Source organism: Aeromonas sp. A04 (genome assembly GCF_047780465.1).
In the GTDB taxonomy this organism is placed as follows: domain Bacteria; phylum Pseudomonadota; class Gammaproteobacteria; order Enterobacterales; family Aeromonadaceae; genus Aeromonas; species Aeromonas bestiarum.
Map to the genome: position 1 here is coordinate 750,277 of NZ_JBLNHP010000001.1, position 21,613 is coordinate 771,889.

At 60.6% G+C, this 21,613-nt stretch carries 22 protein-coding genes; 8 read left to right on the top strand and 14 right to left on the bottom strand.

All coding sequences use genetic code 11. The annotated features are described in order from the left end of the window. Position 1: 1 nt before the first annotated feature. From ACM3N8_RS03295 to ACM3N8_RS03305, 3 genes are all read right to left on the bottom strand, one after another. Positions 2-742, bottom strand: coding sequence for an ABC transporter permease (locus ACM3N8_RS03295; RefSeq protein WP_416015449.1), 741 nt, complete (start codon positions 740-742; stop codon positions 2-4). Positions 743-946: 204 nt separating this feature from the next. Next, positions 947-1,720, bottom strand: a complete 774-nt coding sequence (locus ACM3N8_RS03300; protein ID WP_043136911.1) for an ABC transporter substrate-binding protein — start codon at positions 1,718-1,720, stop codon at positions 947-949. 65 nt (positions 1,721-1,785) lie between these two features. Beyond that, positions 1,786-2,556, bottom strand: coding sequence for an ABC transporter ATP-binding protein (locus ACM3N8_RS03305; protein WP_043136913.1), 771 nt, complete (start codon positions 2,554-2,556; stop codon positions 1,786-1,788). Positions 2,557-3,099: 543 nt separating this feature from the next. On the opposite strand from ACM3N8_RS03305, the gene ACM3N8_RS03310 reads away from it, so the two are divergent. Then, positions 3,100-4,002 (top strand): lysine exporter LysO family protein, encoded by a 903-nt coding sequence (locus ACM3N8_RS03310; protein ID WP_416015450.1) that lies wholly within the window; start codon positions 3,100-3,102, stop codon positions 4,000-4,002. A 92-nt stretch (positions 4,003-4,094) separates the two neighbouring features. Here ACM3N8_RS03310 and iadA read toward each other — a convergent pair whose 3' ends face one another. Continuing rightward, positions 4,095-5,225 (bottom strand): beta-aspartyl-peptidase, encoded by a 1,131-nt coding sequence (gene iadA / locus ACM3N8_RS03315; RefSeq protein WP_416015451.1) that lies wholly within the window; start codon positions 5,223-5,225, stop codon positions 4,095-4,097. 181 nt (positions 5,226-5,406) lie between these two features. Between iadA and ACM3N8_RS03320 the strand changes: the two genes are divergently transcribed. Next, positions 5,407-6,027 (top strand): ACP phosphodiesterase, encoded by a 621-nt coding sequence (locus tag ACM3N8_RS03320; RefSeq protein WP_416015452.1) that lies wholly within the window; start codon positions 5,407-5,409, stop codon positions 6,025-6,027. 39 nt (positions 6,028-6,066) lie between these two features. On the opposite strand, the gene ACM3N8_RS03325 is transcribed toward ACM3N8_RS03320, so the two are convergent. The 3 genes from ACM3N8_RS03325 to arsC all read right to left on the bottom strand — a co-directional run bounded on the left by ACM3N8_RS03325 (position 6,067) and on the right by arsC (position 8,172). After that, entirely contained in the window at positions 6,067-7,137 is a 1,071-nt protein-coding gene (locus ACM3N8_RS03325) for a linear amide C-N hydrolase (protein ID WP_098984408.1), read from the bottom strand. A 292-nt stretch (positions 7,138-7,429) separates the two neighbouring features. After that, positions 7,430-7,825: a DUF2069 domain-containing protein gene (locus ACM3N8_RS03330; protein ID WP_043136923.1), complete on the bottom strand. Its 396-nt coding sequence runs from the start codon at positions 7,823-7,825 to the stop codon at positions 7,430-7,432. Beyond that, the gene (gene arsC / locus ACM3N8_RS03335; protein ID WP_416015453.1) at positions 7,822-8,172 is read right to left on the bottom strand and encodes an arsenate reductase (glutaredoxin); all 351 of its coding nucleotides are present in this window, start codon (positions 8,170-8,172) and stop codon (positions 7,822-7,824) included. Before arsC ends, ACM3N8_RS03330 begins: the two co-directional genes overlap by 4 nt. A 60-nt stretch (positions 8,173-8,232) precedes the next feature. Here arsC and ACM3N8_RS03340 point away from each other — a divergent pair, with 60 nt between their 5' ends. Then, positions 8,233-8,712, top strand: a complete 480-nt coding sequence (locus tag ACM3N8_RS03340) for a TlpA disulfide reductase family protein (RefSeq protein ID WP_416015454.1) — start codon at positions 8,233-8,235, stop codon at positions 8,710-8,712. Positions 8,713-8,862: 150 nt separating this feature from the next. Here ACM3N8_RS03340 and ACM3N8_RS03345 read toward each other — a convergent pair whose 3' ends face one another. Then, entirely contained in the window at positions 8,863-10,317 is a 1,455-nt protein-coding gene (locus ACM3N8_RS03345) for a M48 family metalloprotease (protein WP_347005396.1), read from the bottom strand. A gap of 121 nt (positions 10,318-10,438) precedes the next feature. Here ACM3N8_RS03345 and ACM3N8_RS03350 point away from each other — a divergent pair, with 121 nt between their 5' ends. The 3 genes from ACM3N8_RS03350 to ACM3N8_RS03360 all read left to right on the top strand — a co-directional run bounded on the left by ACM3N8_RS03350 (position 10,439) and on the right by ACM3N8_RS03360 (position 12,754). Further along, entirely contained in the window at positions 10,439-10,681 is a 243-nt protein-coding gene (locus tag ACM3N8_RS03350; RefSeq protein ID WP_042865789.1) for a sulfurtransferase TusA family protein, read from the top strand. Positions 10,682-10,696: 15 nt separating this feature from the next. Next, positions 10,697-11,767, top strand: a complete 1,071-nt coding sequence (locus tag ACM3N8_RS03355) for an AI-2E family transporter (RefSeq protein ID WP_416015455.1) — start codon at positions 10,697-10,699, stop codon at positions 11,765-11,767. Between the two features lie 180 nt (positions 11,768-11,947). Next, complete coding sequence (locus tag ACM3N8_RS03360; RefSeq protein ID WP_416015456.1) at positions 11,948-12,754, top strand: MipA/OmpV family protein; 807 nt, start codon at positions 11,948-11,950, stop codon at positions 12,752-12,754. A gap of 78 nt (positions 12,755-12,832) precedes the next feature. Here the strand turns inward: ACM3N8_RS03360 and ACM3N8_RS03365 are convergent, their stop codons facing one another. Further along, the gene (locus ACM3N8_RS03365; protein WP_416015457.1) at positions 12,833-13,633 is read right to left on the bottom strand and encodes an alpha/beta fold hydrolase; all 801 of its coding nucleotides are present in this window, start codon (positions 13,631-13,633) and stop codon (positions 12,833-12,835) included. A 38-nt stretch (positions 13,634-13,671) separates the two neighbouring features. Here ACM3N8_RS03365 and ACM3N8_RS03370 point away from each other — a divergent pair, with 38 nt between their 5' ends. Next, positions 13,672-13,848, top strand: coding sequence for a hypothetical protein (locus ACM3N8_RS03370; protein ID WP_274452175.1), 177 nt, complete (start codon positions 13,672-13,674; stop codon positions 13,846-13,848). A gap of 93 nt (positions 13,849-13,941) precedes the next feature. Continuing rightward, complete coding sequence (ppk2, locus tag ACM3N8_RS03375) at positions 13,942-14,757, top strand: polyphosphate kinase 2 (protein WP_043136951.1); 816 nt, start codon at positions 13,942-13,944, stop codon at positions 14,755-14,757. A 111-nt stretch (positions 14,758-14,868) separates the two neighbouring features. On the opposite strand, the gene ACM3N8_RS03380 is transcribed toward ppk2, so the two are convergent. From ACM3N8_RS03380 to yejK, 5 genes are all read right to left on the bottom strand, one after another. Next, positions 14,869-16,005, bottom strand: a complete 1,137-nt coding sequence (locus tag ACM3N8_RS03380; protein ID WP_042865784.1) for an ABC transporter ATP-binding protein — start codon at positions 16,003-16,005, stop codon at positions 14,869-14,871. 279 nt (positions 16,006-16,284) lie between these two features. Further along, complete coding sequence (gene malG / locus ACM3N8_RS03385) at positions 16,285-17,175, bottom strand: maltose ABC transporter permease MalG (RefSeq protein WP_043136954.1); 891 nt, start codon at positions 17,173-17,175, stop codon at positions 16,285-16,287. A 12-nt stretch (positions 17,176-17,187) separates the two neighbouring features. Beyond that, positions 17,188-18,840, bottom strand: coding sequence for a maltose ABC transporter permease MalF (malF, locus tag ACM3N8_RS03390; RefSeq protein WP_416015458.1), 1,653 nt, complete (start codon positions 18,838-18,840; stop codon positions 17,188-17,190). Positions 18,841-18,915: 75 nt separating this feature from the next. Next, positions 18,916-20,097: a maltose/maltodextrin ABC transporter substrate-binding protein MalE gene (gene malE, locus ACM3N8_RS03395; RefSeq protein ID WP_043136959.1), complete on the bottom strand. Its 1,182-nt coding sequence runs from the start codon at positions 20,095-20,097 to the stop codon at positions 18,916-18,918. A 395-nt stretch (positions 20,098-20,492) separates the two neighbouring features. Then, positions 20,493-21,554, bottom strand: coding sequence for a nucleoid-associated protein YejK (gene yejK, locus ACM3N8_RS03400; RefSeq protein ID WP_043136962.1), 1,062 nt, complete (start codon positions 21,552-21,554; stop codon positions 20,493-20,495). Positions 21,555-21,613 lie beyond the last annotated feature (59 nt).

Sequence of the window (21,613 nt, forward strand, 5' to 3'; positions counted from 1 at the left end):
CTTACCTCGTCTTTATCGCGTAGTGACGCTCGGCCCATTTCAGTGCCGAGGTGGAGACCGCAGTGAAGACCAGGAAGATCAGGGCCACCGCCATGTAGAAGGTGAAGGGCTGCTGGGTCGACCCCGCCGCCAGGGATGCTTTGCGCACCATGTCATCGAGCCCGATGATGGAGACCAGCGCCGTGGTTTTCAGCAGCACCAGCCAGTTGTTGCCAAAACCCGGCAGGGCGTGGCGCATCATCTGGGGGAAGAGGATCCGCACAAACACCTGGGTCGCCCGCATGCCAAAGGCGCGAGCCGCTTCCAGCTCCCCCTTGTCCACCGCCAGAATGGCGCCGCGGAAGGTCTCTGTCATGTAGGCGCCGAAGATGAAGCCTATGGTGGCCACACCAGCCGCGAACGGGCTGATGTCGATGTAGTCAGGCAGCAGGGAGACCCACTCCTGGTTCGGATCGCTCGCCAGCAGGTAGTTGTTGTAGCTCTCGTTGATCCAGCTGCAGAGGTTGTTGATCAGCACCTGGCCGCCGAAGAACAGCAGCATCATCAGCACCAGATCGGGAATGCCGCGAATGACTGTGGTATAGGCGGTGGCGATGCCACGTGCCCACTTGTAGGGGGAGAGCTTGGCGAGTGCCCCCAGCATGCCCAGCAGCAACGCCAGCAGCAGCGAGGCCAGCGCCACCTCCAGGGTGATCCAGGCGCCCTCCAGCAGGGAGGCTTCGTATCCTTTCAAATCAAACATATGCGGCTCCATTGCAACGCATTGAGCAGGCCAGCCCGTCCCAATATCCTTTCAAACCAAACACATGCAGCTCCATTGCAACTAAGCGGGCCCATCGCTCCCTTGCGAGAGACAACGGGCCCGATGACTACAGACGAGGGTCAACCTGTCGTGATGATTCGCCGCAATCCCTTCGGCTGCTACTCGGTGTAGCGCGCCTGGGGGTTACTCGCCGTAGACGTCGAAGTCGAAGTACTTGTCGTTGATTGCCTTGTACTTGCCGTTGGCGCGCAGCGCCAGGATGGCGGCGTTGAATTTCTCTTTCAGATCCTTGTCAGCCTTGCGTACCGCTATGCCGGCACCCTCGCCAAACCACTTGGGATCGGTCAGTTTCGGGCCGACGAACTCGTAGGCATCGCCCCCTTCCTTCTTCAGCAGACCGTCGCTGATGGCGGCGGAGTCGGCCATCACATAGTCAACCCGACCGGATTTCAGATCGAGATAGGCTTCATCTGCGGTGCCATAACGCTTGATGGTGGCGTTCGGGAAGTTGTCCGTGATGTAGGTATCCATGGAAGTGGCGCGTTGCACCGCCACGGTTTTACCGTCCATGAAGGCCTTGTCGAGCTTGACCTCTGTGCCCTTCTTGGCGGCGAAGCGGGCCGGAATGTGCTGATACTTCTGGGTGAAGTCCACCTTCTTCTTGCGCTCTTCGGTGATGTCCATGGTGGCTATGATGGCGTCATATTTGCGCGACAGCAGCGCCGGAATGATGCCGTCCCAGTCTTGCTTGACCAGGGTACACTTCACCTTCATCTCTTCGCACAGGGCGTTGGCGATGTCGATATCGAAGCCTTTCACCTCGCCACTGGGCTCGGTCCAAGAGAAGGGAGGGTATGCACCCTCGACCCCGATCCGCACCTCTTTCCACTCCTTGGCCATCAGGCTGCCGGAAGACAGGGCAGTGACTATGGCAGTCGCCAGCATCAGCTTGTTCATGTATCTCTCCTTGATAAAATCGTCGACTGTTGAAGTTGCAGCTTGTTGAAAACAGATCCCGCCCATCAATAGATGGAGGAGATGAATTGCTTGAACCGTTCCGACTTGGGATGGGCGAAGATCTCCTTGGGATTGCCCTCCTCTTCCACGCGCCCCTGATGCAGAAACATTACCTTGTTCGACACATCACGGGCAAACGACATCTCGTGGGTCACCACCAGCATGGTGCGCCCCTCTTCGGCCAGCTCGCGCATCAGGCCGAGTACCTCCCCCACCAGCTCGGGGTCCAGCGCCGAGGTGGGTTCGTCAAACAGCATCACCTCGGGCTCCACCGCCAGTGCCCGGGCAATGGCCGCCCGCTGCTGCTGGCCGCCGGAGAGGTGACCGGGATAATAGTCGCGCCGCTCCCACAGACCCACCCGGTTGAGCAGGTGTTCCGCCTTGGCGATGGCCTCGGCGCGGGGGACTTTCAGCACCTGGATAGGCACCTCTATGATGTTCTGCATTATGGTCATGTGCGACCAGAGGTTGAAACTTTGAAACACCATGGCCAGCCGGCTGCGAATGCGCTCCACCTGACGCATGTCCTCTGGCAGCCGCTCACCGGCCCGGTTGGATTTCATGCGAATAAGCTCGCCATGGAGTGAAACTGTGCCGGAAGAGGGTGTTTCCAGCAGATTGATACAACGAAGAAAGGTCGACTTCCCCGAGCCGGAGGAGCCGATCAGGGAAATGACATCCCCCTTGCGGGCTGTCATATCGATGCCCTTGAGCACTTCGTGGGTGCCGAAATACTTGTGCAGTTCACGAACTTCCAGTGCGGCAACGTCACTCATCCATTACAACCTTGTCTGTCCCTAGACGCCGCTGGGGCGTGACTCACACCATCATGGATTTAACAAAAAGTTAACCGATGGCAACCTTCAGCGAAAATATCACTCGAATAGTTAAAAAACAATACAGAACAGAGGTCTTTGGTGTTTTGTCTGTATTTTTATTGGTCTCACTGGTATTTTTCAGCACTTTGTCTGCATAAAACTCGGTTTGGACCCGTCGAGCGACACCGCCTTTTTATACCCTGATCGCAAGGGTGGCAAGAAAATTCCGACATCATGACAGCAAGATGGCGAAAGCGACTTTATTCACCCCATCGATGTTTGCATCTTGTTGAAAAATGGGCGATGAGAGTGATTTTATGGCGGCACGCTTACCGCACCAAGGTGGGCCTTTGAGCCAAATGAGTGCAGCTGCTTGCACCAAAAACATAACAACCTGATAAAAAGCCCCGGATGAGCCATCCAAACTCACAGAAATGTGACACAGAGCCAATAAGTAGTGATAAGGTGTCATTTTTATCAGTTTTTGTGATCGAGGCCCCGATGTTGCTCAATGTATTGCTGATCCTGCTGCCGTTAGGCGTCGGCTATCTGATCCCCCTCTCCTCCGCCCGGCTCATCAAGCTGGTCAATCAGTCCCTCGGCAAGATGGTCTATCTCATCCTGTTTCTGATGGGGCTGGGACTGGCCTATGTGGAAAACCTCGGCAGCAATCTGGCGGTGATCTTCAAGGTGGCCGGTGTCATGCTGGCCGCCATTACCCTGTGCAACCTGCTGGCGCTCTGGTGGCTGGACAAGCGCAGCCCGCCGACCCACGAGGCCAGCGACGCCAAGATGCCGAGCAAGCTGCACCTGCTGTGGGAATCCCTCCAGCTCTGCTTCGTGGTGCTGGGGGGCGTGCTGCTGGGGCTGCTGGTCGATCTGCAAGCCCTGCCTATCGATCGCTTGGGTGAGTGGGCCCTGATGCTGCTGCTGTTGCTCATCGGGGTGCAGATGCGCAACTCCGGTATGCGGCTGCGCCAGATCCTGCTCAACCCCTGGGGCATGAAGATCGCCTTCACCGTCATCATCAGCAGCTGGCTGGGCAGCGTGGTGGCGGCCCAGCTGCTGGGCATGCCGCTGAGCCACGCCCTGGCGCTCAGCTCCAGCTTCGGCTGGTACTCGCTGTCGGGCATTCTGGTGGCCGACAAACTGGGGCCCGTGCTCGGCTCCGCCGCCTTCATCAACGATCTGGGCCGCGAGCTCATCGCCATCCTCATCATTCCCATGCTGATGCGACGTCACCCCTCCGCCGCCATCGGCTACGGCGGCGCCACCGCACTGGACTTCACCCTGCCGGTCATTCAAAAATCCGGTGGCATCCAGATGGTGCCTGTGGCCATCGTCTCCGGCTTTATCCTGAGCCTGCTCGGCCCCATCCTGATCCTGGGCTTCCTGGCGATCTAGGCCACACCTGCCGCCCGCAGAATCAAAGAAGCCCGACATTGCTGTCGGGCTTCTTTCATCTGGATATACCGCACTCTCGCGCTATCCGCCGTTTATCCGCGCCACTGACCGCCGCTCATTACCCGCTCTATGGCGAAAGAGTGAGGATGGATCAGCAGCAGATCCGCATCCTGCCCCACTGCGATCCTCCCCTTTGCGGCCAATCCCAGCACTCGTGCCGGATGGGTACTCACTACCGCCAGCGCCACCTCGAGCGACACCCCGAGCTGGCAGGCACGTACGCACTCCTGCCACAGGCTGGCAATCTGGCCGCAGCGCATTTCGATCAATCGCCCCTCCGCATCGAAGCGCGGCAGGCTGGCGTTGGCATCTGAGCTGAACGTGATGCGATCGGCAGGCACGCCGGCGGCCAACAATTCGGTCAATCCATCGGCGGCCAGCCGTTCGCCATCCTCCACCAGATCGGGGAAGCTGGAAGTGGTGAGATCGACCCAGCCTCCCGCCTTGCCCCAGGCGATCGCCTCGGCAAACAGCCAGGGGTTGCGGTTGCAGTGGGTAGGATAGAGCTGGCGCAGCGGAATGTCGGTTTCATCGCGCAGGGCCCGCAGCGGTGCCAGCGCCCCGCGGCCATCCCCCAGATGGAAGAAGCTGACGCCGCTCTTGCCGGCGAGCAGCCCGGCCACCCGCGCCTCGCTCACCAGCCGGGCCAGCTCGTCGTGGGTGGGGGCGCTGGATCTGTGATCGCTGATGGCCAGCTCCCCCACCCCCAGCACTTCGGGAATGAGCATGATGTCGGACTCCACCGTGCCGGTGAGTGTCTTGACGGGCAGATGGTAGGAGCCGGTATACATGAAGGCGCTCACCCCGGCGGCGCGAAACTCACGCACCTTGCCGAGCACCTGGGCCGGCGTGCGGGTCAGGCTGTCGGTGCCGAGCGCCGCCACCAGGGTGGTCACCCCCGCCTTGAGGGCCTCACTCGCGGCGAGTTCGGGCGTGCGAAAGGCAAAGCCCCCCTCGCCGCCGCCCCCGGTGATATGGGCCAGCGGATCCACCAGCCCGGGCACCAGATAGCGACCGCGACCATCGACCCGCGTCAACGGCCAATCAGCGGGGGCCGTCAACCCCTTGCCAATCCAGGCGATGCGGCCATCGGCCACCAGCAGATCCTGCTGGCCGAGGTGGGTGGGACTGAAGATCTCGGCGCCCTCGATCAGGGTCAACATAATGGCTACTCCTTGCAAGCTATCCCCTGCGGGGAAAAGAGAGAAATCGCTATTTGCCCACCATTGGCCTCTCGGTAACGGCAGTGCCTGCCGGCCAGTTTGCCATGATCGGCATAGGCAAGGGAGAGGGGATCGGCTAGGCTCACCAGCAATTCCCGTTTGCTGGTCGACATCCACCGTCATGAACTATCTGGCTCACCTGCACCTGGCCGCCCATACCCGAAGCTCCCTCACCGGCAACCTGCTGGGGGATTTCGTCAAGGGCCCTTTGCCAAGCACGCTCGGTCCCGCCTTCGATGAGGGGATCTGGCTGCACCGCAAAATCGATGCCTTCACCGATGCCCACCCAGAGCACAGGGCGGCGGTGGCCTGTTTCGAGGCGCCCTGGCGCCGCTTCGGCGGCATCCTGGTGGACATGCTCTACGACCACTGGCTCAGCCTGCACTGGCCACAATTTGGCGAAGACCCCCTGCCCCGCTTTCTGCAACAGAGTTATGGGCAGCTGCTGGCGGATCATCGGCGCCTGCCGGATGGCTTGCCCGTTGCGCTCACGCGGATGGCGGAGCAGAACTGGATCGCCTCCTATCGCCACAGGGAGGGGCTGGGCCGCGCCCTCAACGGCATAGGCCACCGGCTGCGCCGCCCCATCTTGCTGGGCGATGCCCTCGCCACCCTGGACGATGCCAGCTGGCACAATGGCGAGCAGGGATTTCTGCGCTTCTATCCCCAGTTGATGCGCTTTAGCGAGCAGCAGCTCACCCACTATCGCGAGACTGGCGGTCACGCCGGCGTGCGGCCATAAAAAAGACCCCGTGAGGGGCCTTCTTCTACCAACTCTTCATCAGGCCCCTGGCGTGGCAGGCAGGAAGGTGAACGCCTTGGCCGGCACAAACTTGTCCGCCGTTTCCCCCGCATAGAGTTGACGCTCAGTCAGCGGGAGTTTCTTGACCGGGGCGCCCGCACTCAGATCCAGCTGATCCATGCTCACCCAGAAGGTGTTGGGCAAATGAGTCAGCTCGAAGAAGTAGCGGCGATGCTGTTGATCCGACACGCTGCGCCAAAGAGTGGTGGAGATGTTGGGTTGATCCTGTGTACTGATCCCCATGGGCACCGAGACGTTGCGCATCACGCTCATCACACCGGCAACGGCTTCATTGGCCTGATCCGTCTTGGGCAGGGTCTTGATATAAAAAGAGGCCCGGGCGAAACGATCCGCCGAACGGTTGGTGCCCGGCAGCATGGTGAGCCCGCCTATCTCCTCCCAGTACTCGTTGAGTGCCAGCTGCTTGTCGAAAACGGGGGAGTTGGTCATCACCTGATAGCTGCGGTCGTGGTGGATCTGCAACTTGCCATCCACGTACTGGAAAATGGCCGAGTCACCGCTGGCATCCGAGATGGAGAGGTGCAGCTGGCCCGGCTTGCCATCCGGCGTCAGAGTGGTCACCACATAGAACTCGTCCTTCGACAAGGCGGCAACCGCCTCAGTGACGGTGGCAAAATTGTCCAGCACATACTGGGCCCAGAGGGAGATGGAGAGCGTCTTGCGCGGATCCTTGTCGCTCGGAGTCACATACTCGGACTCGGTCAGATAGAGCAAATTGGCCACCAGCCCCTTTTCGTTCATGCCATCGGCGGTACCCGCGTCAAAACCCGCGGCGACCAGGGAGCCATAGCGCGCGTTCCACTTCATGGAGTGCGGACCGGCCGCCCCGCTCCGATCGATGCCACGCGGCAAGGCCCAGAGGTTGGTCGGCATGGCGGCGCGCCAGTCCATGGTGCGGCCGGTTACCACCAGACCGCCGTCGCCCTGATAAACGGCGCGGGTGCAGGCATCGGCCAGCGAGCTGACCGACAGGGCCATGGTCAATGCCAACAGGGTTTTCTGGAACAGGGGGCTGGATTGGCGTTTCATAGGATGCATCACTCAGGCTGGTGAAAACGACAGGCTAACGGCTACCGCTGTATGGGAGCTTAATGAGGATAGTCAGCCGCCCGCCACGCTCCCACCTCGCTGCGGCCAAGATGTGATCATGTCGACATAGTTACAGCAAGATCAGCGAGATACACCTGGCATCTGCGTTGCCAGCAGACTTTTGGCCCAGCCGCTGTCACGTCAACCCCGGTCACGTCATGCCAGGCTGCACATCCATAAAAAAACCGGACCCAGGGTCCGGTTTGCAGATAAAGGTGCGCTGACGCGGGCCTTATTTCTCTTGCTGTGACGGCTCACCCTTCTTCTTGCGGATGCTGAGCCCCAGCTCACGGCCACGCAGGCGGGCGTAATAGATGGTGCCGACGAAGGCGAGTATGGTGAATACCAGCTCCACCACCGCCAGCCAACGCTCTCCCTCGTCCGTGGTGATCAGGGTCAGGGCGTGCAGGAAATAGGGCATCAGCACGAAGTTGCCCCAGGCGTGGGTGTAGGGGTTGCCCTGCACGATTCCCTTGAGCGGGAACAGCAGCGGCACAGTCCAGATCACCGGCAGCAGCCAGGGGTTGAGCTCAGGGTGGGGCGAGAGCCACAGATGCCAGAGGATGACCCAGCCCAGCAGGCCAAAGAAGCCGACCAGGGTCAGCAGACGGGCGAAGCGGGTGCTCACTTGAGGATCTCCAGCACCTGCTCGGGCGGACGGCCGATGCGGGCCTGACCATCCTTGATGACGATGGGGCGCTCGATGAGCTTGGGGTGCTGATGCATGGCGCGAATAAGGGCATCGCCGTTCACCTCGCCCAGCCCCAGCTCCTTGTAGAGCTCTTCCTTGGTGCGCATCAGCTGGCGCGGATCGGTGAAGCCTAGCTGGCTCAGCAGGGTGCAGATTTGCGCCTCGCTCGGGGCCTGCTCCAGATAGAGCACCACATCAGGGGCGATCCCGTGCTGCTCCAGCAGGGCCAGGGTTTCACGGCTCTTTGAGCAGCGCGGATTGTGGTAAATTTGGGTCTCGCTCATGGTAACTCCCTGATTGATCGCAAGATGGGACAAGAAACGGCGCTATTGTAGGGGAAACTGATGGTCAGGGTAAGCGGCACTGGAAAGGAATTGAAACGAATTTGTTGGCTGATTGTGGCCGGTCTGCTGAGCGCCTGCTCCCCGGCGCCCGAGTTCACCAACGGCCAGGGCCAGCCGGTGGCACTGGCCCAGTTTGCCGGCAAGCCGCTCTTGGTCAACTACTTCGCCCCCTGGTGCGCCCCCTGCCTGCGGGAATTGCCGCTGTTGGAGGCGCTGGCGCAGGAGGGCGCCCTCGCCGTGGTGGCCATCCACTATGATCCGGCCACCCCGGCCGAGCTGGCGGCGCTGGCGAGCCGCTACCAGGTCAGCCTGCCGCTGTTGATCGCCAATGACAAGGCAACGCTGCCTTTCCCCCACCCCACCGGGCTGCCCACCAGCTATCTGCTCGATGCAGAGGGCAAGCTGCAACAGACGATCGTCGGCGAACTCGATGCGCCGCAGATTGCCGCCCTCAAGGCGCAGGCTGCGGCGGTTCGCTAGAGTGATCCCTCCCCTCTCCTTGGCAAGTAAGGGGCCCATCACACCCACACACGACGACGGGATTGACCTGCACAACGCCAGGGTACCGGTGGAAAAGGAAACGGGGTGTCCCATTGCTGGCACACCCCGTTTCACCGCACCTCTGATGCATCACCCCTTCAGGCTGTCGAGATCCTTCTTCGCCCGCTCCAGCTCAGTGATGCGCGCCTCCAGCCTGGCCAGGGTCAGCTTGTCGCTGGTGGTGCCACGGGCCACGATCAGCTCGTCGATGGCGGCCTGATAATCCCCGCGCAGGGAGAGCATCTCGGCCCGCGCCATGTGCAGGTCCGTCATCCGTCCCGCCTTGCGATAGGCATCGGAGAGCAGGCTCCAGGCCAGGTTGTTCTCTTCGTGCTCGCGGGCATAGGGATCCAGGATGGCGATGGATTTCTTGTAGTTGCCCCCTTCCAGATAGGCATTGCCGAGGTTGACCACCACCACTTCGTTGTCCGGCATGCGGGTGCGGAATTTCTCCAGCCGGGCGATGGCCTGGGCGCTGCGCCCCTTGGCGAGATCGATGTCGGTGAGGGCATCCACCACGAACAGATCTTCCGGGTGACGGCTCGCCAGCTCCTGCATCAGGGTGTCAGCCTCGTCGGTGCGCTTGAGCTGCAACAGCGCCAGCGCCTTGCCGTAGGTGGCCGCATCCTTGAGCGGGTAATCCCCTTTCTGCAGGCGGTTGTCGAAATAGCTGAGCAGCGCCTGCGGGCTTTCGGTGCCATAGCGCACCTGGATGCGCACCTTGGCCAGCCAGAAGTCGAGGCTGGGGGGCAGATTGCGGCGAGCATAGCTGGAGGCGCGACCACGGGCCTCGGAGATCCGGGTCTCGGGCAACGGGTGAGTCAGCAGCATCTCGGGCGGCTTGCTGGCGTAACGATACTCGGCCGCCAGTTTCTGGAAGAAGTTGGCCATGCCCATGGGATCGAAGCCTGCGTCATACAGGGTCTTCATGCCGATCCGGTCCGCTTCGTATTCGTTGTCGCGGGTGTAGTTGATGGCCGACTGCATGGAGAGGCCGAGCGTGGTCTGCAGGGCGGCGATACCGGCGGTGGGGTTGATCACCGCCAGCGCGATGGAGCCCACCAGCCCGGCCAGGGTCATGGCGGAGCTGCTCGCCTGCGCTTCCATGTAGCGGGCTATGTGGCGCTGGGTCACGTGGGTGATTTCGTGCGCCAGCACCGAGGCCAGCTCGCTCTCGCTGTCGGCGTAGAGGAACAGGCCTGTGTGCACCTTGACCCGCCCGCCCAGGAAGGCGGCCGCGTTGATGCTGGGGTCATTGATGAGGAAGAAGGTAAACGGGAAACGTACCCCATCGGCGTTGGAGAGCAGCCGCTGGCCGAGATCGTCTATGTACTGGCTCAGCACGGGATCATCTATGATCGGCAGGCCGGCCCGGGCGAAACGCATGAAGGCGTTGCCATAGCGCACCTCCTGCTCGATGGGCAGGGCGGCCACCCCGGCTGTGCCTATGTCGGGAAGCTGGTTGTTCGCCTGGGCATGGAAGGTGGCACCCATCAGGGAAGCCAGCAGGGGAAGCGATGCCATCAGGGGGGAAAAGCGTGCCACGTTATCTCTATCTCCATCAGAAGGGGCCTCGGCAGAATACCCTTGCCCCTCAAGGGCTACAAGCGTTGTTTCGTGCTCTCATCACGGCCATAATAGCCGCCTCACGCCTGCTGGAGCCCTCATGGAACACCTCGATCTGACCCCCTGGCGCTGCCCCGAGCCGCTGATCCGGCTCAAGCTCTGGCTAAGGGAGGCCAAAAGCGGTCAAACCGTGACCATTCGGCTGGCCGATGCCGGCTCCCGGCAGGACATTCCGGCCTATCTGCAACGTCAGGGTCACCCCTTCACTGTGCAGCAGGCGCAGGACAATACGCTCTCTTTGCAGTTGGTCGTCGGGGCACAGCACCATCATGAGCCCCGGTAACGAAAGGATGCTGTCATGTTAGATGTGCTCAAACGCTGGTATCAGACCCGCTTCTCCGACCCCGATGCGGTCACCCTCTTCCTGTTGCTGGTGGCCTGCTTCGCCGTGCTCTGGCTGTTTGGCGATCTGCTGGCACCGCTGCTGGTGGCGCTGGTGATGGCCTACCTGCTGGAGTGGCCGGTGAGCCGGCTGCAGCGCCTAGGTCTCTCCCGAACCCTGGGCACCAGCCTGATCCTGCTGCTGTTCATCGCCCTGACGGTCATGGCATTCCTGGGCCTGATCCCGACGCTTGTAAGCCAGGGCATCAACCTGGCCAAGGAGTCCCCCTCCATGCTGGCCCATGCCCAGGACTATGTGCGCACCCTGCCGGAGCAGTATCCCGAGCTCATCAACGTGACCCTGGTCGAGACCATCATAGACAACATTCGCCAGCGCATTCTGACCGGTGGCGAACAGCTGGTGAGCGCCTCCCTGAACTCGCTGGTCAACGTGGTGGCCATCCTCATCTACCTCATACTGGTCCCCTTGATGGCGTTCTTCATGCTCAAGGACAAGCAGGTGCTGATGGGCAGCCTGCGCCGCTTCCTGCCGCGCAACCGCACCCTGGTCAACCGGGTCTGGGTGGAGATGAACGAGCAGATCCTCAACTACATTCGCGGCAAGGTGATCGAGATCCTCATCGTCGGGGTCATCAGCTACGGCGCCTTTGCCATGCTGGGGCTGCGCTATTCTGTGCTGCTGGCGGTGGCGGTCGGCTTCTCCGTGCTCATTCCCTACATAGGGGCCGCCGCCGTGACGGTACCGGTCGCCATGGTAGCCCTGTTCCAGTGGGGGCTGACCCCTGAATTCACCTGGCTGATAGTGGTGCATACGGTGATCCAGGTGCTCACCGGCAACGTGCTGGAGCCCGTGCTCTTCTCCGAGGCGCTCAACCTCCATCCGGTGGCCATCATCATAGCCGTGCTGGTGTTTGGCGGGCTCTGGGGATTCTGGGGTGTCTTCTTCGCCATTCCCCTCGCCACCCTGGTCAAGGCCGTGCTCAACGCCTGGCCCAAGCGCGATGACGCCCCCCAGCCTGGAGCCTGACGAGGCGACTTCCCGCACGCCCGCTGCATCCCCACAGGGCATCTCTTCGGACATGCCCTGTGTCATCTTGAACATCTGCTAGCTGGCGCTGTCAGCACCCTGATAAAGTGCGCTAATATCCAGCCTCACAGTGCCAACCGACCAGGATGGACGCCTCATGTTCATGGAGCCCGAGCGACAATGACCCTACCTAGCGCACGCCGGCTTGCCAGCGCACTCACAGCCCTCACACTGCTCAGTACCGCGGCCCATGCCGAGATCGATCTGGGCTCCCTCGACGTGTTCGCCCACGACAGCCCCACCAGTCCTGTTCCCAAGGGGCTGGTGCTGGGGACGGCGGTCATAGGCGGAGATGCGCGCTATCAGGCGCAAGATGCCGCAGGCTACGTCATTCCCGGCTTCATCTACTTTGGCGACCAGTTCATGTACCTGGGCGATCGGGCCCGCTACTACTTCTACAAGGATGAGACCCTGGCCGCCTACGGCTATGGCCGGCTGCGCTTTGGCAACCTGGATCCCGACGAATATGCGCAGTTCAACGGCATGGAACCGCGCAAGTGGGAACTGGAAGGGGGCATGGGAGCCAGCCTGATCACCCCCTACGCCCTGCTCAGCACCCGCCTCAGCACGGACGTGACCGGCCGCAGCCAGGGCCAGGAGCTGCTGCTGTGGGCCGACTTTCCCATCATCCGCGACCGGCTGCTCATCATGCCCGGCATGGGGATGATGATCCGCAGCAGCAAGCTGGCGAACTACTACTTCGGCGGCGTTTCCGAGAGCGAGGCCACGGCGCAGCGACCGGCATGGGACACGGGGGCAACCCTCTCACCCATGGTGGCCATAGTCACCAGCTACCGCTTCACCCCCAACTGGATCGGCATGTTCGCAGCCAACTACGAACGCTATGACGAGGAGGTTGCCAACAGCCCCCTGGTCCAGCACCAGGGGGAGCTCTACGCCGGCTTCGGGATCGGCTATATCTGGTAAGCCGCGCCGCCACGCCATCACAAGCAGGAAGGGAGCCCATGGCTCCCTTCCTGGTCTGGCAACATGGCCGTAGCTGTATCAGAGGTCGGCCAGAAACGCCGCCAGAGCCTGATTGACGAAGGCGGGATTTTCCAGCGACGAGATATGGCCCGCAGCCGGGATCTCCTTGAAGGGGCAGCCCAGCACCTCGGCCATCAGGTAGCCTTCCAGCACGGGGCGCGCCTTGTCCTCGCACCCCGTCATCACCAGCGCAGGCATGGTCATCTCTTCCAGCCAGTCGATGCGATCTTCCCGGGTCACGAAACTGCGACCCACCGCCACCATGGCGGCGATCTTCTCCCCTGGCCAGGCGGCGAGACGCCCCTTGAAGTCGGCCATCAGGGCCGCATCCGGCTGGTTGGCAAAGAACAGCGGCGCCACCTGCTCGACGATGGGGGCCGGTATGGTGCCGAGCTGTCCAATCATGCCCAGCATGCCGAGGTAACGTTCGCAGGTGATCTGCGGCTCCAGGCCGACGAAGCTGTCCATCAGCACCAGGCCCTTGAGACGCGCGGGTGCCATGCGTGCCAGCTCGACGCCCCACATGCCACCGATGGAGAGGCCCACCAGCACGCACTCGTCGATGCCGAGGCCGTCGAGCAGGGCCAGGTGATCCCGCGCCAGGGTCGCCAGGGTGCAAGGGCCTTCCGGCAGCAGGTCGGAATCACCGTGGCCCCACAGCTCGGGCACTATGCAGCGGTACTGGCTCTTGAGCGCGGCGACTTGCGGCGCCCACATGGCGCTGTCCCACAGGTAGCTGTGACCAAACAACAGAACCGGGCCCTGCCCCTCGTCCAGATAGGCCATTTGGCGGCCCGATATCTCCATAAATTGCTTCATGTTTTCTCCTGTTGCCAGCTGCTGATGATGAGACGGCAGTGCAAATCGCCATAAATGGCTTCATGTTTTTTCCATTGCCAGCGGCTGATGAGGCGGCCGTATCAATCGCCATAAATGGCTTCATGTTTTTTCTATTGCCAGCGGCTGATGAGGCGGCCATCACAAGCGCCATACACCGCCTCATGTTTTCTTCTGTTTCCGTTGCCATCTGTTAACGGGGCGGCAGTGTAACACGTCGGCCTTGGCAGTGGCGCCTCCCTGGTGCAAGCTGGGGTGACGCACAAAAAGGACTCAAAAAGGAGAGAGCCATGCCCAAGGAAAAGAGCAAGAAACGCCCGCGCCTGGACAAGAAATGCTACGAGCACCACCTCGCCCACCTGCAGGAGGAGCTGGTCAAGCTGCAGGAGTGGGTCAAGCAGGAGGGACTGAAAGTGGTGGTGCTGTTCGAGGGACGGGATGCCGCCGGCAAGGGGGGCGTCATCAAGGCGATCACCGAGCCCCTCAACCCCCGGGTCTGCCGGGTCACGGCCCTGCCCGCCCCCTCGGATCGGGAGCGATCCCAGTGGTATTTTCAGCGCTATGCCGCCCACCTGCCCGCCGCCGGCGAGATGGTGCTGTTCGACCGCTCCTGGTACAACCGGGCCGGGGTCGAGCGGGTGATGGGCTTTTGCAGCGACAACGAGTATCGCGAGTTTCTGCGCGCCTGCCCCGAGTTCGAACGCATGCTGATCCGCTCGGGGATCACCCTGATCAAGTACTGGTTCTCTGTGTCGGACGAAGAGCAGGAGAAGCGCTTCAAGGAGCGCATTAACACCCCCATCAAACGCTGGAAGTTCAGCCCCATGGATCTGCAATCCCGTTCGCGCTGGGTGGAGTACTCCCGCGCCAAGGATGACATGTTCACCTACACGGACACGCAAGACAGTCCCTGGTTCGTGGTGGAGGCGGACGACAAGCGCCGGGCCCGCCTCAACTGCGTCGCCCACCTGCTCAGCAAGGTGCCCTACGAGGCGATCCACTACGAGCCCATCACACTCCCCCCCATCAAGACCGAGGGCTATGAGCGCCCGCCCCTGACCAGCCAGACCTTCGTGCCCGACATCACGGCCGCGCTGGAGACCTGAGCAGAGGCCAGGGAGCCAGGCCTGCCGGACGGGCCCCGAACGGCAGGCAATAAAAAGCCGGTCTTGCGACCGGCAAAAAGGCATTGAATTTAGTGGAAAACCTCGGCGCCATCAGGCTCTTACATAGCGAGCCATGCGCGGGAAGGCTTGTTCGTTGGCATCGAACAGGTAGCAGGCTTCGGCCGGAATGCCGACGCTGTACGCCTGACCCGTGGCCACGTCGATATCCGAGTGCGCCTTGACGGTGAAGTCGTGGCCATCCACATCCATATAGACGAAGGACTCGGCGCCCAGATGCTCGGCCACCTGCACGACGCCGGTCACCTTGCTGTGCGCATGGGGGTGATCCAGGGTCACCAGGTGCTCGGGGCGAATGCCCAGTTCCACCTTGTCACCGACTGCGCCGCGACGGGCATCCACCCGCGCCCGCACCGTATCGCCGGAAGTCAGCTTGACCACGCACTCCTGCTCGCCGATTTCCAGCAACTCGCCCGCCAGGAAGTTCATCTTGGGGGAGCCGATGAAGCCCGCCACGAACTTGTTGTCCGGGTTGTGGTAGAGATCGAGCGGGGTGCCGAACTGCTCCAGGTTGGTCTCGGCATCGCCCTTGAGCGGGCTCAGCACCACGATGCGGTTGGCCAGCGTCATGGCCTCCACCTGATCGTGGGTCACGTAGATGATGGTGGAGTTGAGCTCCTTGTGCAGCTTGGCGATCTCGATGCGCATCTTGACCCGCAGGGCGGCATCCAGGTTCGACAGGGGTTCGTCGAACAGGAACACCTGGGGCTGCTGGACGATGGAGCGACCTATGGCCACCCGCTGGCGCTGACCGCCGGAGAGGGCCTTGGGCTTTCTGTCCAGCAGGGGCTCAAGCCCCAGGATCTCGGCGGCGCGCATCACCCGCTTGTGGATGTTTTCCTTGTCCATCTTCTTGAGCTTGAGGCCAAACGCCATGTTCTCGTAGATGTTCATGTGCGGGTAGAGGGCGTAGGACTGGAACACCATGCCCACGTTGCGCTCCACCGGCGGCACGTCGTTCATGTAACGACCGCCTATGGTCAGCTCACCGCTGGTGATGTCCTCCAGGCCTGCGATCATGCGCAGCAGGGTGGACTTGCCGCAGCCAGACGGGCCGACGAAGACGATGAACTCCCCTTCCTTGATGGCCAGGTTGATGTTGCGCAGCGTGTCCTTGTGGACAGCCGGATCGTAGTTCTTGCGAACGTTGTTGAGTACTACTTCAGCCATGACGAGCTCCGCTCTTAAATCTGTGCAAATCGTGACGGCGGGGGGAGTCAGCTCCCCCGACCATTAAAACCTTAACCTTTCACACCACCAGCAGTGAGGCCACCGACCAGCCAGCCCTGTGACAGACCAGCAGGAACACCTTGGTGCTGGCTGTGTGGCGCATGCGGCAACACACTTAACCTTTCACGCCACCGGCAGTGAGGCCACCGACCAGCCAGCCCTGCGATAAACCAGCAGGAACACCATGGTGCTGGCTGTGTGGCGCATGCGGCAACACACTTAACCTTTCACGCCACCGGCAGTGAGGCCACCGACCAGCCAGCGCTGCGCCATCAGGAACACCACTGTGATGGGCAGGCCAGACAGCACGGCGGCCGCGGCGAAGTCACCCCACAGATAGTTCTGCGGATAGAGGTATTGCTGGGCACCGACCGCCAGGGTCAGGTTGTTCACATCCTGCAGCAGGATGGAGGCCACGGGCACCTCTGTGATGGTGCCGATGAAGGCCAGAATGAACACCACCGCCAGTATGGGCACCGACAGGGGCAACAGGATCAGGCGGAACGCCTGCCAGGGGGTCGCACCGTCGATGGCCGCCGCTTCTTCAAGCGAAGAGTCTATGGTCTCGAAGTAGCCCTTGATGGTCCACACGTGCAGCGCTATGCCGCCCATGTAGGCCAGGATCAGGCCGCCGTGGGTGTTGAGACCCAGCCAGGGCACATAGTCGCCTATCTTGTTGAACAGCGCATAGATGGCCACCAGCGCCAGCACGGCCGGGAACATCTGGAAGATCAGCATGCCTTGCAATATGGTCTGCTTGCCACGAAAACGCAGGCGGGCAAACGCATAGGCACAGGTGGTCGACAGCGTCACTATCATCAGCGCCGTGATGCACGCGATCTTGATGGAGTTCCACAGCCAGGTCAGCACGGGGAACGGCGGCGGCGTTATGCTGCCATCGGCGTTGGTGATGGACATGCCGAGCGCCAGCTTCCAGTGATCCAGGGTCGGATTGGAGGGGATGATCTCCCCCACCGAGAAGTTGCCGTTACGAAACGAGATGGCGATGACCATGATCACCGGGAAGATGATCAGCGCCAGGAAGCCCCACATGACCAGGTGGGTTGCCCACACCCGGTATTTGACTGATTTGGGTTGTACGATAGCCATTGAGAAGCCTCCTTACTGTTGCTTGTCGGCTTTGGACAATTTCAGGTTGAGCAGTGCAAGCGCGCCGACGATCAGGAAGATGGCGGTGGCAATGGCACTGGCCAGACCGTAGTCCTGACCACCCGAGCCCTGGAACGCGATCCGGTAGGTGTAGTTCACCAACAGATCCGTGGTCCCGGCCGGGGTACTGGCGCCTATGATGTCCGGTGCCCCGTTGGTCAACAACTGGATAAGTACGAAGTTGTTGAAGTTGAAGGCAAAGGATGCGATCAGCAGCGGCGTGAGCGGCTTCATCAAGAGCGGAACCGTGATCTTGAAGAAGTTCTGCACCGGACCCGCACCGTCCATGGCCGACGCCTCATAGAGATCTTCCGGGATGGCCTTGAGCAGGCCCATGCAGAGGATCATCATGTAGGGATAGCCGAGCCAGGTATTGACGATGAGGATCATCACCTTGGCCAGGAAGGGGGTGGTGTACCAGTCCGGCTTGATGCCGAACGCCGCTTCCAGGAACAGGTTGATCTCGCCGAAGTTCTGGTTGAACAAGCCCTTGAACACCAGGATGGAGATGAAGGCAGGTATCGCGTAGGGCAAAATCAGCATGACCCGGTAGAAGCCACGACCTCTGAGCTGCTCCCACTGCACCAGGCACGCCATCACCATGCCGATGGCCAGGGTGAAGGCCACTGAACCGGCGGAGAAGATCACTGTCCAGACGAAGATCTGCATGAAGGGACCCTGGATACCCGGGTCTGTCATGATGCGCACGAAGTTTTTCCACCCCACGCTCACCACGAAGCCGGGGGCCATGCCCTTGCCGACAAACTGTCCCTGCTCGTCTATGTATTGATAGAAGCCGGTGTCGCCATTGGGCAGCATCAGCTCGCCGGTCTGGGTGTCACGCAGCAGGTTGCTGTCCTTGATCACCACGCCGGACTTGAGCACGGCGCCATCCATCAGACGGGTGTATTGCTGTTTCTGGGCGGCAAACTTGCGCAGGCTGCTCAGGGTCAGGTGGGTGCCGCCATCCGGCAGGACCAGATCCAGGTCACTCAGGTGAGTACGATGCTCAACGATGGCACGGATCGGGGCGGCCTTGCTGACCGCTTCGCCAGTGAAGGGCTGCAGTTCGACCACTTGCTGGGTGCTTTGCACTCGGCCCTCACGGGTCGCCAGCTCACGCGCCTTGTTGTTCATCAGGGAAACAGGTGGACTGATAAAGGATTGGTCGTCCTGTTTCAGCAGCAGCTGAAACTGATTGTTCTCACCACCCAGCAGGGTGAAATCGAACTCACCGCCCGCCACCTTGTAGCTTTTTTTCAGATGGTAATCCCGTGCCTGCTCGAGGGAGAGCAAGTTGGATCCCGAATAGTTGGTGAAGGCGATGCCGATCGTGTAGGCAAGAGGGAAGATGATAAACACAACCATGCCAGCCACACCGGGGAAGATATAGCGGTGGGCATAGGTCTTCTTGTTCATGAAGACATACAGACCGACGGAGACCACCACCAGATCGAGCAGAGCGAATACCCACTCACCGCTGGCGTACATCATCACGGCCGCATAACCGTTGAGGATGGCTACCAGAGCAGCGATGGTCCACTTAAGCCAGGTGTGCTTATCCTTCGGACCGGCATAGGATTCAATAGAAGGTACTACTTCCATGCCAATTAACCTTTATAACGCCAAGAGAGATTTGAGAGAGTGGGAGGCCATTGCGGCCTCCCGGGTAGTGCATGCTTACTGAACGATACGCTTGGCAGCGGTATCCAGGGCTTCGTCAACGCTCTGACGGCCGGAGGTCACGTTCTTGAGGGCAGTTTCGAAGGAAGACCAGAAACGGCTCATCTCAGGCACGGACGGCATAGGCTCGCCATTCTGGGCGTTTTGCATGGTCGCCTTGATGTTGGCATCGGATTCCAGGGTCTTCTGGAAGGACTTCAGTGCCACGGCGCCCAGCGGTTTGTCGGCGTTCACCGGAGCCAGACCGGCGTCGGTCAGCAGGTAGTTTTCCAGGAACTCGATGGCCAGATCCTTGTTCGGGCTGGCGGCGTTGATGGTGGCACCCAATACGCCAACGAAGGCTTTGGCCGGCTTGCCGTTCAGGGTCGGCAGCGGCGCTACGCCGTACTTGATGCCGCTCTTGTCCAGGTTGCTCCAGGCCCAGGGACCATTGATCATCATGGCCACTTCGCCCTTGTTGAACTTGGCGTCCATCACACCGTAGTCGATGCCTTTTTCCAGGTGACCGGATTTGATCATCTCGGAGATGTAGCCCACACCGGCCTTGGCGCCTGCGTTGTTCACGCCGGTATCTTTCACGTCATAACCGGTAGCGGTTTTCTTGAAGGCGTAGCCACCGTTGGCAGCCACCAGCGGATAGCTGAAATAGGGGGTGTCATAGGCCCACATGATGGCGCGCTTGCCGTTCTTCTTCAGAGTCTCGTCAATCTTGGCGATCTCTTCGAAGGTCTTCGGCGGCTCAGGCAGCAGATCCTTGTTGTAAATCAGGCTGACGGCTTCCACCGCAACCGGATAACCGTAGGTCTTGCCATCGACTGCCATGGCATCCCAGGCGAACTGTTCAAACTTGGCTTTGGTGGCTGCGTTCGGGGTCACGGGGACCAGCAGACCGGCCTTGACCCACTCACCGTAACGGTCGTGAGCCCAGAAGAAGATGTCCGGACCGTTGCCGGTGGCAGCGGCTTGCTGGAATTTCACTTCCACCTGATCAGGGTGAGCAACCGTCACCTTGATGCCGGTTTCGGCTTCAAACTTCTTGCCGACTTCAGCCAGACCATTGTATCCCTTGTCACCGTTAATCCAGATGGTCAGTTGACCTTCGTCAATGGCGGCAGTGGCAGAGCAAGCCACGCCCAGAGTAGCCAGACCGATCAGGGATGACAGCAATTTCTTTTTCATGAGCCTTTCCTTGTATTAGTTCCGCGCTGTAAGAGCATTGTGTGCGAGATGAATATTATCCCAAGCCGTCACCGCCTCACATGACGCAACTCGCATTTTTGAAATGCAATTACGTATTTTCTTCCAGAAAGTTCTGAAAACATTTTCTTATTTCAGGGGGTTATCGCCATTTATTGGCATATTCCTCGCCAAAAATGGAAATTAAATTACCAAATGGAAATAAAAAAACACGAATGAAAGGGTTTTCACCTCATTGAAAACCCTTTCATGGTGGTTATTCTGTTTAATTTGTTAACAAAGCACCGAGTTGGTTTCGATGCGACTTACCCCCTTAAATAAAAAGACACCGCAGCGAAGTGCGGTGTCTTTTTGCCAAAAGTGGAAAGCAGATCACATTACGACTGGCGCAGCAGCTGATCCTTGAGATTGGGCGGCACGCCACGAATGGTCAGGGTGTCGGTCTGGGGATCATAAAACACCCGGCTGTTCAGCAACTTCTGCTCGAAGCTCAGGGTCAGACCACCGCCGGATCCGACGAACTTGGTCAGGCCGCGCAGGGTGGAGCGATCGGCGGGGAAGCGATCCTCCAGCTCATACTCCTGGCCGATGAAGCTGTAAAAATCGAGGTCGCCCTCGCCCGCTTCTTTTGCAGAGAGTTCGGCGGAGAGCTCCTTGATTTCGATCTCTTCACCGGCGCTGGCCTGCTCGGTGCAATATTTGAAGACCTGCTTCTTGTAGTCGTTGCGCTCGGCCGGCTCCAGCTGACGGCTGTCGCAATAATCGTCCACCGCCTGCAGCAAGCCCTTATTTTGCACCTTGGCATCCATCCCCTCGCGGGCACCCAGCAGATCCATGAAGAAGTCGCCCAGTTTGCGACCGACCCGCCCCTTGCTGAAGGTGATATATCGGCGAGAGTCTGGCTGGGTTTTCCATTCGGTCAGATCGATGCGGGCCACCAGATTGAGTTTGCCGATATCCAGATAATGGATATGGCGCAAGTCCAGCGCCTCGCTGACGGTGACGCTCTCCTTGCCTTCCAGCAGGGCAAGCATCAGGTAATCGACCCCGACGTAGTTGTATTTGGCAAACAGCAGCACCCCCTGCTCATCGAGGGCGTGATCCACCAGGTTTTTCACCAGCAGCTGGGTCATGTTGACCGAAAAGGGCACGAATTCGGTCTGTTCGCCGAGCAGTTGCTCGAGGGCGATGCGAAAGGCGGGAGAAGGCTGCTTGGGGGCGTCCTCACCGTCGGCCAGCTCGGCGACGGCGGCTTCGGGGTCGGCAAAGAAGCCGAAGCCCTTGCCACCCTTGCCGTTGTAAATGCGATGCAGCTCCGCCATCAGCCCCTGTACCGCCTCATCGGCAGGCAGGGTCTGGCTGCGGGTGTCGGCGTGAGGTTGACCATCGCCGCCCTGGCGCAGGGAGTGAAGAATGATCTTGTCGATATCGAGACTCATGTCACAAAGCCATAGTGTTAGCCGAAAGGGTGAAGTATTATAAGGCGCTTTGAACCGAG

Coding starts and splice junctions, on each gene's coding strand:
- ACM3N8_RS03295 (WP_416015449.1), bottom strand. CDS start 742: ATGTTTGATTTGAAAGGATACGAAGCCTCCCTGCTGGAGGGCGCCTGG.
- ACM3N8_RS03300 (WP_043136911.1), bottom strand. CDS start 1,720: ATGAACAAGCTGATGCTGGCGACTGCCATAGTCACTGCCCTGTCTTCC.
- ACM3N8_RS03305 (WP_043136913.1), bottom strand. CDS start 2,556: ATGAGTGACGTTGCCGCACTGGAAGTTCGTGAACTGCACAAGTATTTC.
- ACM3N8_RS03310 (WP_416015450.1), top strand. CDS start 3,100: ATGTTGCTCAATGTATTGCTGATCCTGCTGCCGTTAGGCGTCGGCTAT.
- iadA (WP_416015451.1), bottom strand. CDS start 5,225: ATGTTGACCCTGATCGAGGGCGCCGAGATCTTCAGTCCCACCCACCTC.
- ACM3N8_RS03320 (WP_416015452.1), top strand. CDS start 5,407: ATGAACTATCTGGCTCACCTGCACCTGGCCGCCCATACCCGAAGCTCC.
- ACM3N8_RS03325 (WP_098984408.1), bottom strand. CDS start 7,137: ATGAAACGCCAATCCAGCCCCCTGTTCCAGAAAACCCTGTTGGCATTG.
- arsC (WP_416015453.1), bottom strand. CDS start 8,172: ATGAGCGAGACCCAAATTTACCACAATCCGCGCTGCTCAAAGAGCCGT.
- ACM3N8_RS03340 (WP_416015454.1), top strand. CDS start 8,233: ATGGTCAGGGTAAGCGGCACTGGAAAGGAATTGAAACGAATTTGTTGG.
- ACM3N8_RS03350 (WP_042865789.1), top strand. CDS start 10,439: ATGGAACACCTCGATCTGACCCCCTGGCGCTGCCCCGAGCCGCTGATC.
- ACM3N8_RS03355 (WP_416015455.1), top strand. CDS start 10,697: ATGTTAGATGTGCTCAAACGCTGGTATCAGACCCGCTTCTCCGACCCC.
- ACM3N8_RS03360 (WP_416015456.1), top strand. CDS start 11,948: ATGACCCTACCTAGCGCACGCCGGCTTGCCAGCGCACTCACAGCCCTC.
- ACM3N8_RS03365 (WP_416015457.1), bottom strand. CDS start 13,633: ATGAAGCAATTTATGGAGATATCGGGCCGCCAAATGGCCTATCTGGAC.
- ppk2 (WP_043136951.1), top strand. CDS start 13,942: ATGCCCAAGGAAAAGAGCAAGAAACGCCCGCGCCTGGACAAGAAATGC.
- ACM3N8_RS03380 (WP_042865784.1), bottom strand. CDS start 16,005: ATGGCTGAAGTAGTACTCAACAACGTTCGCAAGAACTACGATCCGGCT.
- malG (WP_043136954.1), bottom strand. CDS start 17,175: ATGGCTATCGTACAACCCAAATCAGTCAAATACCGGGTGTGGGCAACC.
- malF (WP_416015458.1), bottom strand. CDS start 18,840: ATGGAAGTAGTACCTTCTATTGAATCCTATGCCGGTCCGAAGGATAAG.
- malE (WP_043136959.1), bottom strand. CDS start 20,097: ATGAAAAAGAAATTGCTGTCATCCCTGATCGGTCTGGCTACTCTGGGC.
- yejK (WP_043136962.1), bottom strand. CDS start 21,554: ATGAGTCTCGATATCGACAAGATCATTCTTCACTCCCTGCGCCAGGGC.